General features: G+C 53.4%; 6 protein-coding genes and 5 pseudogenes. 4 read left to right on the top strand and 7 right to left on the bottom strand.

Annotated elements, in window-relative coordinates:
* Window position 1: 1 nt before the first annotated feature.
* The 3 genes from IG616_RS22210 to IG616_RS23320 are packed head-to-tail and all read right to left on the bottom strand — an operon-like array spanning window position 2 to window position 3239.
* Window positions 2-1129, bottom strand: a complete 1128-nt coding sequence (locus IG616_RS22210) for a UDP-galactopyranose mutase (protein WP_192151068.1) — start codon at window positions 1127-1129, stop codon at window positions 2-4.
* A 14-nt stretch (window positions 1130-1143) separates the two neighbouring features.
* Complete coding sequence (locus IG616_RS22215) at window positions 1144-2358, bottom strand: glycosyltransferase family 61 protein (RefSeq protein WP_192151070.1); 1215 nt, start codon at window positions 2356-2358, stop codon at window positions 1144-1146.
* Window positions 2359-2363: 5 nt separating this feature from the next.
* Entirely contained in the window at window positions 2364-3239 is an 876-nt protein-coding gene (locus IG616_RS23320) for a CatB-related O-acetyltransferase (RefSeq protein ID WP_281393248.1), read from the bottom strand.
* A gap of 320 nt (window positions 3240-3559) precedes the next feature.
* Between IG616_RS23320 and IG616_RS22225 the strand changes: the two genes are divergently transcribed.
* A complete protein-coding gene (locus tag IG616_RS22225) occupies window positions 3560-5968 on the top strand; it encodes a glycosyltransferase (protein WP_192151072.1) in 2409 nt (802 codons plus the stop codon).
* A gap of 24 nt (window positions 5969-5992) precedes the next feature.
* Here the strand turns inward: IG616_RS22225 and IG616_RS23245 are convergent.
* The 3 genes and pseudogenes from IG616_RS23245 to IG616_RS22250 all read right to left on the bottom strand — a co-directional run.
* Window positions 5993-6647, bottom strand: a pseudogene (locus tag IG616_RS23245) (IS630 family transposase); the annotation flags it as partial.
* Between the two features lie 91 nt (window positions 6648-6738).
* Window positions 6739-7234, bottom strand: a pseudogene (locus tag IG616_RS22240) (integrase core domain-containing protein); the annotation flags it as partial.
* A gap of 459 nt (window positions 7235-7693) precedes the next feature.
* Window positions 7694-9079, bottom strand: a complete 1386-nt coding sequence (locus IG616_RS22250) for a mannose-1-phosphate guanylyltransferase/mannose-6-phosphate isomerase (protein ID WP_192151078.1) — start codon at window positions 9077-9079, stop codon at window positions 7694-7696.
* A 220-nt stretch (window positions 9080-9299) separates the two neighbouring features.
* On the opposite strand from IG616_RS22250, the pseudogene IG616_RS22255 reads away from it, so the two are divergent.
* Both IG616_RS22255 and IG616_RS22260 read left to right on the top strand, forming a co-directional pair.
* Window positions 9300-9971 (top strand): annotated as a pseudogene (locus IG616_RS22255) (IS256 family transposase); the annotation flags it as partial.
* Between the two features lie 73 nt (window positions 9972-10044).
* Window positions 10045-11299: pseudogene (locus IG616_RS22260) on the top strand (IS3 family transposase).
* Window positions 11300-11337: 38 nt separating this feature from the next.
* Here the strand turns inward: IG616_RS22260 and IG616_RS22265 are convergent.
* Window positions 11338-11479 (bottom strand): annotated as a pseudogene (locus tag IG616_RS22265) (IS5/IS1182 family transposase); the annotation flags it as partial.
* Between the two features lie 408 nt (window positions 11480-11887).
* Between IG616_RS22265 and IG616_RS22270 the strand changes: the two are divergent.
* Window positions 11888-13828: a hypothetical protein gene (locus tag IG616_RS22270; RefSeq protein ID WP_192151080.1), complete on the top strand. Its 1941-nt coding sequence runs from the start codon at window positions 11888-11890 to the stop codon at window positions 13826-13828.
* Window positions 13829-14047 lie beyond the last annotated feature (219 nt).

Raw genomic sequence — 14047 nt, forward strand, 5'->3', positions numbered from 1 at the left:
CTCAACCGTGCAGCGCAAGCCAGCGCTCACATCCCATCAGCGACTGATTGATCACCTGATCCATGTCCAGATACTGATAAGTTCCACAACGCCCAATGAAGGTAACATTGTCCAGCTTCTGAGCACGTTCCTTGTAACGGCTATACACTGCGTCAAAGCGGCCGTCCGCAGTCTTGACCGGATAGTAGCGTTCGCGATTGTTGTCCCGGTAGTCGCAGGGCTCCTCACTGGTGTAGGTGTAGCGTCCGGTATCCTCGACAAGGTGGTGGGGCAGCAGATGCCAAGCGGTTTCGCGCGTGCGTGGACCTGTGTCTGTAAAATTTGTCACAGACCAGTCATGGGTCACCTTGCGGCTATCAGTCCGATGATGGAACCGAATGGAGCGATAGGGTAGCTCACCGTCAACAAAGTCAAAATACTCATCGATCGGCATTGAATTGAAAACATGAACGTATTCAGCTTCCATGCTCTTTTCAAAGGGCGTTTCGAGCCGGACACGAATGTTTTCATGGCTGAGAATATTCTCGAATATTGCGGTATAGCCATCCCTTGGGAGAAGCTGAAACGTATCATTCGGGAAATAGAGGTCGTTTCTGTCATAGCGGATCGGAATCCGTTTCACGACATCCGGGCTCATATCCTCCAGGTCCAGATCCCACATCTTCTTCGTATAACGACGGAAAAAGACATCCGTGAGTTCTGTTCCAAGCCGTGCATAGAGGTATTCAGCCGCATTCCCGGGCGCATCATTCGCAATGGAGATCCGGGAGAAATAGGCTTCAACCTCAGCCTCGTTTCCGAGCTCAAGTCCGAAAAACAGATTCAAAGTGTCGAGGTTTATCGGCAGCGGGACGTGGTTCCCATCCTGCGTGAGCGCGCGAACCTTATGCCGGTATTCGCTCCAGGTACCAAATCTCTTGAGCCAAGTGACAACACGCTCGTTGCTGGTGTGGAACAGATGAGGCCCGTACCGGTGCCGCCGCAAACCGTTTTCATCGACGAAATCAAAAGCATTTCCGCCAATATGGGACCGCGCATCAATGACGTCGACCAAGTAACCTGAATCAGCAAGCGTCCGGGCATAACTGGCGCCGGCAAAGCCCGCGCCGACAATCAAGATCCGTTTCAAATCAAAATCCTCGATCAAACAAAAGGCGCTGAGGAGATGACCCGTTCAAAGACATCTTCCGGAAGTGTCCAGGGGTTCTGCTTGGCCTGCTCTTCCGATTGTTCCGCTCCTTGGGGTTCCTGACGACCGACGATACAGCCGTAGCGCAAGGGGACAATCGACGCCAGACGCCGCAAGGACCAGTTGACCGAGTTGTCATAGTGAAGCTCAAGCATACTCCCCCCGGGAGGACAGAACATTGTGTTCGCCAATCCGGCACCATGGGGCGAAATCACATGGGAGGCCTCGGAGAAAAGCTTGATCTGTTCAACAAGCGGCATTCCTGTGGTCGTCAGCACTTCAAATCCGTGACGGCTGGCAATGTCGCAGATTGCATCCTCGTTGAGCATCCTGCGCGCCGGTGCGTCCTTGCGGCTCAGATAGATACGCCGCATGTTCCGGCGCTCAGCCCCGGAGGTGCTTTTCTTCCCGAAAAGAGACCAGGGCCAGGACCGGGCTTCAGGCATCGCTACTCCCTTGGCGCCGGCACGGGACTTAATCTCGTTTACAAAATCCATGTTTCCCGGCTGCGGCAGATAATCGCCAGCCGTCAGAGAAGGAACGAACTGAAGTTCTGACACGTGAAGACATTGATCTTGCTGAACGAAAACGGCCCTGTCCCGGACCTCAGAAATCAGATCCAGGCATTGGGTCTGATATCCAGCCCGGATCTGAGGCAAAAGAGGAACGGCATCCCCAAACCGGCGTTCCAGCAATTGGTAACCCACTGGAGGCAGAACGTCGATCCACCAATGGGCATAGTTCCGATTACCGACATAGCCGCAAAGAGCGTGAAATGCGCTGTCGATCCGGTCAACCGCCATCTCCGGCAACCCAATTTCGGTCTCGGAAGGCTTTGTGAACCCATGCATCTGCGGGAAGACCATGTGCAGACTTTCGGCCACACAATAATCTCCAACGGTGATGACTCCAAGCTCTCCATGCACCACTGCGTTCTTGAAGCGGTACAACTTTATGTCCTGGAGACGATAAGAGGGCTCACGCCAATTGTTTGGCGGCCATTGCCAGAAGTCGAACTCAGGCTCCTGAACCTGACCATAAGAAATTGCAGGTATTTCAACCGTCTGGTCGGTGCACCAGCGTTCGCTTGCCGCGGCAAACTCGCCAGAAGGAAACAACCGGACGATCTCATCAGCAGGCAGGATCTTGTAGGTTCGCATCTGATCCATAGGATTCAATTGCCCTCGATCAATTCTCGATAATCAATAATAGCAGGGGCAAAAGGTTCGGTATCCCGAACACGCCGCTCAAGCTCATCGATGCCCTTCTCCGCGCGGGAAATATCGATATCCTTTAGGTCCCATGGAGCAAGTTTCCACCACTTGGAGGCTTGCAAACGCTGCCTGATCTCTTCAGGAAACCTGTACTTCTTGATCTGAGCCGGGTTCCCAGCAACGACCGCATAGGCGGGCACGTCCTTTGTCACAACCGCATGTGCGGCAATCACGGCACCATCTCCAACTGTGACGCCCGGCTTAACAAAAGCTCCGTGCCCGATCCAGACGTCGTTTCCGATCACCACATGCTGAATGTTCGGTAGCGGAGCGGTCTTGGACAAATCAGGCCGGTATTGATGGTATTGGCCCGCTCCAGAGAACTCCTCCCCGACATCGAACATCGGAGACATGAGATAAAATACCGGGCTTGTCGAAAGCCAGGTCATTGGATGGTTGCCGCGGCCTATCTGGACATTTTCGCCAATAGACGCATAGCGCCCGATCCGGCAAGCAAAGAAGTAGCCGGAAACCGCATAGCTGAAGCTGCCAATCTCGAAATCAAAAACGATTTCCATCAACTGCGTGTTGCAAGGCGACTCAAATTTCGAACTCAAGGGATAGGGTGTCGCCCCGGGTGGAAGCCGCGTCTGCACACCAAGCGCCCTAAGCCTGTTGCGTAGCTCGTCGGACATAACGGGATTCATCGCACGCGTCTCCAGATAAGAATAGGCGCCAATTGGAGGAAGTGCCTCAGGTGGAATAGAACTTCCTGCATGATGAGGCATATGAAATCGCTGCAAAAGCCTGGTGAGCGTTTTTTTAATATCTCGCAAACAAACACCTCACCAAACCATCACTCACAAATCCAAGCAAAATAATTTAAATACATACAAAATATATGATAATTACTTAAATTGGCCCTATGATATATTGACGAAGATAGGCAATGCACACTATCTTTTGGTCCACACTATGCGACGGATTAGCTCTCTCCAAAGATCATCCTGCAAGCCAATCTCATCAAAATTTCGACAAGACTGTGTCGAATGGTTCGACGCAAACGAAATTAGCGCTTAATAAAACGCGGCTGGCAAGTCAAGAATTATCAACAGGCATCGTTCGGGCAAAATAATATATGAATATCATTAGATCCTTGAAGCATACCTTCCTCACGTTGGAAGCAGATCAACTGAACAGAGCTGGAAAAAAGACCGCCGCACTCAGAAAATTTATTGAAGCCCAAATATTATCAAAGTCCAGCACCATCGAGAGCAAAATCCAAGCTCTGATCGCGACGTCAACTCCTTTTCCATCTTTATGGACGGCTATCGAGCAACTGTTCGATCCTGACTACTACCTCGCTGCGTATCCGGACTTGAATCGCGCAGGCGTAGATCCTCTTGTCCACTATCTGATTTTCGGTTGGAAAGAAGACCGTAATCCTTCTCAGCATTTCAATGCCGCCTATTACCGGGAATGCAATCCCGACCTCGGCAGCGATGTCTTCCCGCTCGCTCACTACCTTGAGACGGGCGGCGGCCGGGCAAAGCGGGGCAATCCGGTCAGTGACGCCCTGTGGTTCATTACCAAGGCGCCTGCAGATGACGCATGGAACACATTGACATCTGCGCGGCGGCAAGCATCGACCGAGATGGCGGTCATCATCCCTGTCTACAAGGGATATGATGAAACGCTCTGTGCGATCTTCCATGCCGTCCAGTCCCGCGGAAGCGCTCCCTACAGCTTGCTCGTTATCAATGACAGGAGCCCGGACCCGGCCTTGACAGCCAAGCTGCAGGAGCTCTCGAAGCTTGGGCTGTTCGACTATTCGGAAAACCCTGAGAACCTGGGATTCGTCCGCACAATCAACCGGTCCCTGACCGAACTTTGCAGCGATCTGGATGTTATCCTGCTCAACTCGGACGCCTATGTCTTTCCGGGTTGGTATGAGCGTCTGGCAGCACATGTTGCCCGCCACCCCGATGCTGCAACGATCACCCCGCTTTCCAACAACGCCACGATCTGCAGCTACCCTGAGGTCAATCAGGACAACAACATGGCCCTGGAGCTGCCGCCCGCGGCCCTGGACCAGTTGGCAGCCGGGGCGAACCAGGGTTTAAGCACCGAAGTGCCGACCGGCATCGGTTTCTGCTTCTATATGCGCCGCAGTGTTATTGAACAGATCGGTGTCCTGGACGAAAAGGCCTTCAAGATCGGCTACGGCGAAGAAAACGATTTTTGCATGCGGGCTCTTCATGCCGGCTACAAGAACCTCGCCATCGGAGATGTCTTTGTCTTTCACAGCGGATCCGTCTCCTTCACCGGCATCCGTAACGAAAACTTCGACAAGGGCCAGAATGCCCTCGCAGAAAAACATCCGAATTACGGACAGCTGGTGCGCAACCACATTGAAGCGGACCCCGAGAGATACCTTCGAAGGCGCCTCGACGCCGCCCGCCTTCACCAGAAGATGAAGGGTTGCACTGTCTTCGTCACCCACAAATGGGCAGGCGGGATCGAGACCTATCTGCATGAGGAAAAGAAGCGGCTGAACAAGGAGGGCAGGGGCTACATTGTCCTAAGAGTGCATGACCTCTATCAAGTCTCGGTCGAGACTGATCTGGTCAAAGGCCTCTTCGTGCCAAATCTGAAAAACATTGATCTGCGATATGATCTCAATTTCGTCGAGGATCTTCTCAGAGGTCTCCAGTCCAGCGAGATCAACGTCAACAGTTTTGCCGGCCTGTCCTGGCAATGGCATAAGGCCATGCTGGAATTGATTTCAGCACTCGAAAGACCCATCATCTACATCGGCCACGATTATTCCTCGATCAGCCATTATTATCAGTTGATGCGCCCGGATAATGTCATCCAAACGACTTTACCAACGATTGCCGAGTTGCGCGAATGGGGCAAAATGCAGGATCACACCGGCAGCGCAGATGTCTGCGACCCAGAAGAACGCCAGCAGGTCTATCGTAGCTTCCTGGATAGAGTAAGCAAGATCATCGTGCCCAGCAATGCCGCGCGGAGCGTTCTGCTAAACTATTTCCCCGAACTCGATATCATTGTCGTTCCGCACGAAGATCATCTTCCTGACACGAAGAAGGCTGTGCGACGGGAAAAGGACGGCCTCTTGCGAATTGCGGTTGTCGGTGCGATCGGGGCGCCAAAGGGTTACGATATACTGCAAGGCCTTGCGGCCGACGCTCAGAACCGCAACCTTCCAATTGAGTACCATCTGATCGGCTACAGTCAGAATGACGAGCTTCTGAACCAGAGCGGTGTTATTCTCCATGGCCGGTTCAAGGAAGAGAAGGAAGCGCTGAACATCCTTGATGAAATCCAACCAGATCTGTTTTTTATTCCGAGTGTCTGGCCCGAAACCTTCTGCTACACACTTTCCATGGCTCTGAAGAAAAGCATCCCACCCGTCGTGTTCAACATTGGAGCTCAAGGCGAGCGGGTCACGAATCTCGACTGGGGGCATGTTCTCCCACTGGATCTCGCCGCGAACCCAAGAGTCCTGTCGAAGGGGCTGGCGTCACTCCAGATTGAGTAGCACCACAGCTAGAGCGTATCCGCTTTATGTTGGTTCATATCCGGGAGCAGCAAAGTAGTTTGCGCATTCTTGTGATTTGAACTGGGCGGTGAGATCACCAACAGTGCTCTACAGGGCGTCGATTGTGCGTTCTGCCTTGGCACGCAACTATGCCTTGAGTTTCGGAAACGCCATCTCGATCGGGTTGAAGTAGAGGCTGCATGGTGGCAGGAAGCGCAATTGCTCGCCGGCAGCCTGGATCGCCTCACCTACAGCTGAGGGGTTGTGAGTCGGCAGGTTGGCCATGACCACGATGTCCCCCGGTGACAGAGATGGAACAAGTGCCTGCTCGACATAAGCCAGAAAGGCCGGGCATTCATCGCGCACCCAGAACCATCGGCGCCGTCATACCTTCCAGCCTGCGCGCGCCGACGAATGTCGTGGTTTCCAGTGACCATGCGGGACCGGAGCTCGACAACGCTCGCCTGGCAGCGCCCGACCTCGCAGGCGAGGCCATCTTGGTGTTGGCTCCGGTCTCGTCGATGAACACCAGGCGCGCGGGATCAAGATCAGGTCGAAGGTCGAACCAGGCTTCCCGCCGCCGAAGAACATCAGGACGCTGTTGCTCGCCTGCGTGCGCTTTTTTTTTGAAAGTCATGCCGTGACGATCAAGTAGACGCCAGACCGTGCTTTGGGAAACACGCAGCCCATGGGCCTTTCCAGATACTCAGCCAACTCGGCCAAGGTGATATGTTAATCCCCCCGTTCTTAACGGGGCTCTTTCGTAGAAGTCACGCGGCCATTTTCAGTTTCTGTGCGGGTGTGATGCCGCCGATGCTCATGTTGGGCCGTTCGTTGTTGTAGGTCCATGGCCACTACGTGGCAAACTCTTGTGCCTCCTCAATGCCTTCAATGATGTGCTGGTCCTAGCCATTCATGCTGGACCTTGCGGTTATAGCGTTTGACATAGGCGTTTTGCTGGGGCTTGCCCGACTGGATGTGGCTCAAGGCTATCCTCCGCTTCTCTGCCCATGCCAACAGCTTGCCATTGACATAATCCGGGCCGTTGTCCACCCGTATTGCCATGGGCTTGCCGCGCCATTCGATGATCTGGTTCAGGCTGCGGATGACGCGCTCGGCAGGCAACGAGAAATCCACCTCGATGCCCAATCCCTCTCGATTGAAGTCGTCCAGAACGTTCTGTAGCCGAAACTTCCTTCCATCCTCAAGGCGATCCGCCATAAAATCCATGGATCAAACCATGTTCGGAGCTTCCGGCACTTGAAGACTGTGAACCGTCCCGGCTTTGCCGGAGACCGTTTGGTTTAAGTTATGCTGCCATAGCTGGTGCGTCCTGCATGGCGTAGTAGCGCTCTTCGGCCTCGGCGGGCGGCATGTTTCCGACGGGCTCCAGAAGCCGCCGTTTATAGAACGACGCTGTGCTCATTCCACGCTCCCGGCGCAAATCTGGCACGGCATGCCGCAGGATGGCTAGGACTCGCGGTTCACTGAACCTGCTCGTCTTCATCAAAATCTCCTCGATCATAAAGCCCGAGAAAATTTTACGCTCGAAGCCCGTTATTCGGTAGGGGGATTACCCAAGGCAAGGCACCTTCAGTAGTATCCGAATGGTACAATGGTCTGATGTTTTCGTTCGTCAGTGCAAAGCAGAGAGGGCGCTCTGACCGGCTGCTTTGACGCAGATCTCGTCGTATGGCCACTGCGGAATCGGCCAATGGCAGCAATTCACCCGTGCCGCTGGATGTCGTCTTCGTCCAGATAGGTGCCGGACTGGACTTCGATCATCCGCACGGGGATCTTGCCCGGGTTGAACAGCTTGTGCCGGGCGCCCAGCGGCACATAGGCGGACTGGTTTTCCGTCAGATATTCTGCCTTGCCGTCGATCGTCACTTCCACAGTCCCGGAGACGACCACCCAGTGTTCGGCCCGGTGCAGGTGGCTTTGCAGGGTCAGCCCCTTGCCGGGCTTGATCATCATGGATTGGACGGAGAAGCGGTCACCTGCATTGATCCGCTCGGTCCAGCCCCAGGGGCGGTAGCTGCGCGGGTGCGCGTCAGCCTCGCGGCGGCCTTCCTTTTCAAGGGCTTCAACGATCTTCTTGACGTCCTGCGCCTTGTCCTTGTGCGCGACCAGAACACTGTCGCGGGTCGAGATCACCAGCACGTCGGAAAGGCCGATAACGGAAACGAGGCCCTCGTCCGCATAGGCAAGGCAGTTTTCCGAATTGAGGAAACGGGTGTCGCCTAGGCCGCTGTTGCCGTCGGCATCCTTATTCAACACGCCCCAGATGGCGGACCAGGAGCCAAGGTCATCCCAGCCCGGCGCCATGGGCACGCAGGCTATGCCGGTGGCCCGTTCCATGATCGCATAGTCGATGGAAATGTTTCCGATGCGGGCAAAGGCTTCCGGATCCATGCGGATGAAGTCGAGATCGGCCGAGCGGGTTTCAAGGGCCGTGCGGATATCCGCCATCAGCTCCGGCTGATGGGCCTCGAAGGCGGCGATCATCGCCTTGGCGGAATAGAGGAAGATGCCGGCGTTCCAGACATAGTTGCCATCTGCCAGAAAGGCCTTGGCCCGTTCCGCATCCGGCTTTTCGACAAAGGCGGCCACGTCCCGCACCGGATCGGTACCCTGCTCCAAGCGGATATAGCCGTAGCCGGTATTAGGCTCTTGCGGGGTGATGCCGAAGGTGACGATGCGCCCGGCTTCAGCTGCCGGTACCGCTCGGGCCACGGCCTCCAGGAACTGCTCTTCCCGGGCAATCATGTGATCGGAGGGCAGCAGAAGCACCAGCGCATCCGGGTTCTGTTCGGCCGCCAGCAGGGCCGCCATGGCGGCAGGGGCCGCGGTGTTGCGGCCCATCGGCTCCAGCAGGATGGCGCTGGCGCTGCGGCCCGCTTCCGCGAGCTGTTCTCCGATGAGGAAGCGGTGATCATGATTGCCGATGACGATGGGGTCGGCGAAGGCATCTCCAGCCACCCGGTTCAGTGTTTTCTGAAACAGGCTTTCCCCGTCAAAGATCGGCAGGAACTGTTTCGGCCGGTCCTTGCGCGAAAGAGGCCAAAGCCTGGAGCCGATACCGCCGGAGAGAATGCAGGGAAAGATCATGAGACGTTTCGCATCAAAGTTGACATTCATTGAAATGACCTAATTTTAAGTCTTATTTTCAGATTAAAGAGTGCCTACTATGCTCTACTAGGGCGTGTCGTTCCAGACTAGATTCAGGATGATAGCGTACAAAATCTTTCGCACATTTTCAGGTTGAGACGGTTCCCTTTATTCTGATTGAAGGGAGCACGGCATGACTGATGACGGTGAGCGCAAAGAGATGACGAATGTGATCCGGATCGATGAAGCCCGGATCGAGGACCATCTGGGAGAGATGGTGCGTGGCACGGTTGAAGAGGCCTTGAATGCGATGCTGGATGCGGAGGCAGACCGGCTTTGCGGAGCGGGCCGCTACGAGCGCAGTGAAGGGCGCCAGGACACGCGGGCCGGCAGTTATGAGCGGTCCCTTCACACCAAAGCGGGCGAAGTGAAGTTGAAGATGCCGAAGCTCCGGCGCCAGACGTTTGAAACGGCGATCATCGAGCGCTACCAGCGCCGGGAAAGCAGCGTCGAGGAAGCCTTGATCGAGATGTATCTGGCGGGCGTTTCGGTTCGGCGTGTGGAGGACATCACCGAGGCGCTTTGGGGTACGCGTGTCAGTCCCGGCACGGTGTCCAACCTGAACAAGAAGATCTATGCGAAGATCGAGGAATGGCGGCACCGGCCGATCGAGGGCGCGCATCCCTATCTTTATCTGGATGGAATAGTCATGAAGCGGACGTGGGCGGGAGAAGTCCGGAATGTGTCTCTGCTTGTGGCTAGCGCGGTCAATTCTAATGGTTACCGGGAGATCCTGGGGATCTGCGAAGGGGCGAAGGAAGACAAGTCCGGCTGGTCGAACTTCCTGCGGCACCTGGTTGATCGGGGCTTGAGCGGTGTGAAGCTGATCATCTCGTTCGGCGGGCAAACAGAGGTTGAACCGCACCGTGTTTGCCGGAGACCCCAACTCATGAGAAGTAGGGTCTATGACAAGCAAGACAACGAACAAATTCTCCCCTGAAGTCCGTGCCTGCGCCGTTCGGATGGTGACGGATCATGAAGCCGAGCATCCGTCGCGATGGGCTGCCGTTTCCTCAATTGCAGCCAAGATCGGCTGCTCGGCACATACGCTCAATGAATGGGTCAAGAAGGCGGAAGTCGACAGTGGCACAAGAGCCGGTCTGCCGAGCGAAGTGGCCGAGAAGATGAAGGCCCTGGAGCGGGAGAACCGTGAGCTTCGTCAGGCCAATGAGATCCTGCGCAAGGCGTCTGCTTATTTCGCGATGGCGGAGCGAGCCTGAAAATTTGGCGCCCCTTGAAGCGATGATTTCCTTCATCGATGAACACCGTCCGGTGTTTGGGCCAGTTCTCTATTCGAGGCCGATCTGCCGACTGCTGCCGATTGCCCCGTCGACTTATTATGAGAATATCGCCAAGCGGGTGGACGTGGATCGCCTGTCGCCCCGCGCCCGCCGCGATATCGCTCTGAAGATCGAGATCCGCCGTGTCTTTGAGGAGAACTTCCGGGTCTATGGCGTGCGCAAGGTCTGGCGGCAATTGCAGCGGGAGGGCTTCGATATCGCCCGATGCACCGTGGCCCGACTTATGAAGGCCATGGGGCTTCGAGGGATCATTCGCGGCAAACCTGCCAAAACGACGGTTCCGGACAAGTCGGCCCCCAGCCCATTCGACCGTGTGAACCGCCAGTTCAAAGCTTCAGCGCCGAACAGGCTCTGGGTTTCGGATTTCACCTACGTGGCCACCTGGCAGGGCTTTGTTTATGTCGCCTTCGTCATCGACGCATTTGCCCGGCGGATCGTCGGCTGGCGTGTCAGCCGGACGGCGCATGCCACCTTTGTTCTCGATGCTCTGGAACAGGCACTTCATGATCGGCGTCCCGTCCATGGCGGCGGCCTCGTGCACCACTCGGATAGGGGCGTCCAATACGTGTCGATCAGGTATTCAGAGCAACTGGCCGAGGCTGGTATCGAGCCCTCGGTTGGAAGCGTCGGCGATAGTTATGACAACGCTCTCGCAGAAACCATCAACGGTCTTTACAAGGCCGAGGTCATTCATCGGCGTGGACCGTGGCGCAGCCTCGAGGCCGTCGAGTTCGCAACACTCGAATGGGTCGATTGGTTCAACCACCGGCGCCTTCTGGAGCCCATAGGAAACATCCCTCCGGCTGAAGCCGAAGAACGATACTACGCCATGCTACACGCACCAGCCGTGGCCGCATAACTTAAGCCAAATAGCCTCCGGCAAACCCGGCGCGGTTCACGCCCGCCTGACTTCAGGACATGAATGATCCCGCTGATCACACCGGTCATTGACACGCGCCTTGCCGCGTGTGCCGGTCGGCAACAGCGGCTGCAACTTTGAAAACTGCTCATCGCTGAGCCAGAAAAACCCATCTGACATCATCAAACTGCTGTTTGGGAGTTTGACTCAGACATCAACTGATTTACATAGTCATTTATAGGTCCGAAGCCTAGGTCAGGCCAGCCTTTTCCACGTGCCTCTACAAGATGCGTAATCCCTCCCGGTTGAAGTTGTCGAGAACATTCAAGATCCTGAGGATGCGCTTATCCGGTTTTTAAGGAGAAATTCCACAATGGCAGCGGTATACTTCCTCTATTAACGTTTCCTGGGCCACTTCCACAGAATATGGGGTATTCAATGGCTTGACTGACAAAACGCATATTGGTCATACATATGTGTTAATGATGCAATGCAAACCCGATCAGAACCATATGTAGCTCCTGGCGGCTTGATGCGCCGTATACATTTGCACGGCATATGATAAATCATAAGAAGTAAGGAATATTCATGAGTAGCCAATTCTTCAAGGCAAATGATCTTAATTGCCTTGATTCCTTGACGCCATTCATAAATACAAGCGGTCACCTGGAAGCGCCAGAAACGCAGGATGGATATCTATTATATGGCCCCTACATTACAATCATTGAGGGCTTCTATAAGATATCTGTCTCAATTCAGCATAAAGACAGATCTGACAATATTGTTTGTGAGTTTGAGGTCTTTTCACAAGGTCACATTTACTTCAGTTCGGAGATTAATGAAAGCAGTGTTTTTTTTATTCATCTTCCAACCTTGAAGGAACTCGAATTTCGAATTAAATCTCGAGGTGTTTCGTTTATATTCCAAGGAGTCGATTTGGAGAGAATTTCTCTTTCTTCACTTCCAGAAAATTCGATGAGACCCAAAATTGGTGACTATATTTGGCAAGGAATTCACAAATCGACGCCAATAGAGGTGCTAGAACAACTTAAAATTTTGGCTCAAGATGATATTTCGTGCGCAAACTCGCATATACAGTCTATACCAGCATGGGATGATGAGCGTATCATTTCTTCATCAACACAGTTAGCTGCGGCAGGATTGAGCCTTGAGGCGATTCGCGAAATCAGCGCAGATACTTATGAATCTGATGCTAATCTTGCTTTAGAATGTCACTATGACGAACTAGCAAAGCTCTTAAGGGAATTAGACAGGGTCGGCACCGAACCGATTGGCGATCCTTTTCTTGATGCATTAGCGAAAAGAGATGGTGGAATTCAAGTTTCCCTATGCAAAGAAGGCGTTGCGTTTTGTCGTTGTCCATTCACGTCGATTGCGTTGCAATCATCACATGGCTTTGCTGTTGCTGTTGATCAACTGAAACAATCCTATCTTTTTTACTATTTTCAAAGTGTCGAACCATTCTATCTGGTTGTCGCTGGCTTTGGTGGGAAGAAGACGTTTTTGTATTTCCCACTAACTGATGTGGTTGTTCAACTCGGGAATCCCGCCCATGATTGGGGCAACCACAGTCTTGCGATCGAAACACTGAAACGACTAATAGTAAACAACTTCAAAGATGTCCTGAAGTATCTTGAAACGTCCACATCCAGTTGCCTACTCGGGGGATCAATAGATAATCTAGGTCATTTCATATGGAATGACCTGAATGGTTTGATCAGATTTGAGCAGAGCGGTTATCTTCGTGAGGTAAATCAGATTGTATCATATCGTTTTTCCTTTATTAGTCCGGAGACAGTTCTCGATTCAGCCATTAATATGTCGGTGACGAAGGTAAACTCATCGGAACAGCTTTTCTTTTTTATGATGAACAATGGATTAGTGCCGGTTCGGCCTACATCACTTATGTTGCATTCGAACATCGCTGATCGGATTGTTAATGCAGCGCATCAGGTTATTACGCAGAAAGAAAAGGATGAAATTGAGCAAGCGCGTACATGGGGAGACATCGTCTGGTTTAATCTAAGGCTTCATAACAAGTCTTATATCGAACAAATTGATGCTGCTCGTTTGCTCATGGAGCGTTCGCGGTTAGAAAATAGGAATATTGTTTTGTTCGTTGACGGCATGAGAGATTGTCAGCCACTACTTAATTCCATTCGCGAGGACGCTCCTAGCACGGTTTGGGTTGTAGATGGCACCACAAAAGCCATGCACGAGAGCATTGCTTGGGCCTCATCATGTAAGACTTACGTAGCTACTATTGGTTCGGGTTTGACACTTGTAACTTGGCTGGCGGGTAAGCCGGGCGTTGCTCATTCTGAAAAGGCACATTTAAGTCAGTTGGATTTTTGGCCATTGGTGCGTTCAGATATTCCAGTTCCCATTGCCCCGTCACTCGAGGAAATAACAGATATTGGGGAAGGGGCTTACTGCAACTACTCAATTGATCCGCAGCTTATTTGTGATCTTGTTTGGCCGTTGATTGAAGGTTCAGAGATGGCCTGAACTGCCACGAACCTTTCATCCAGCCGCGACTGGCTCTCTGAATTTATGCCCACTGGTGTCAAGTTTAAATTGTGGCTTGCTTCCTTGAAAAGGTATCCATCCGGTGGGCACCACAGCTCGTTCGTTTTCGATCCACATTCAAACGGCAGAAGGCGTCATTTTCCTGAGAGGTAAGGAACCTGCTTAAGGCAACGTCCAAACTAGGCCGTGCCACACTTT

This window comes from Roseibium litorale, assembly GCF_014842915.1.
GTDB classification, from domain to species: Bacteria; Pseudomonadota; Alphaproteobacteria; order Rhizobiales; family Stappiaceae; genus Roseibium; species Roseibium litorale.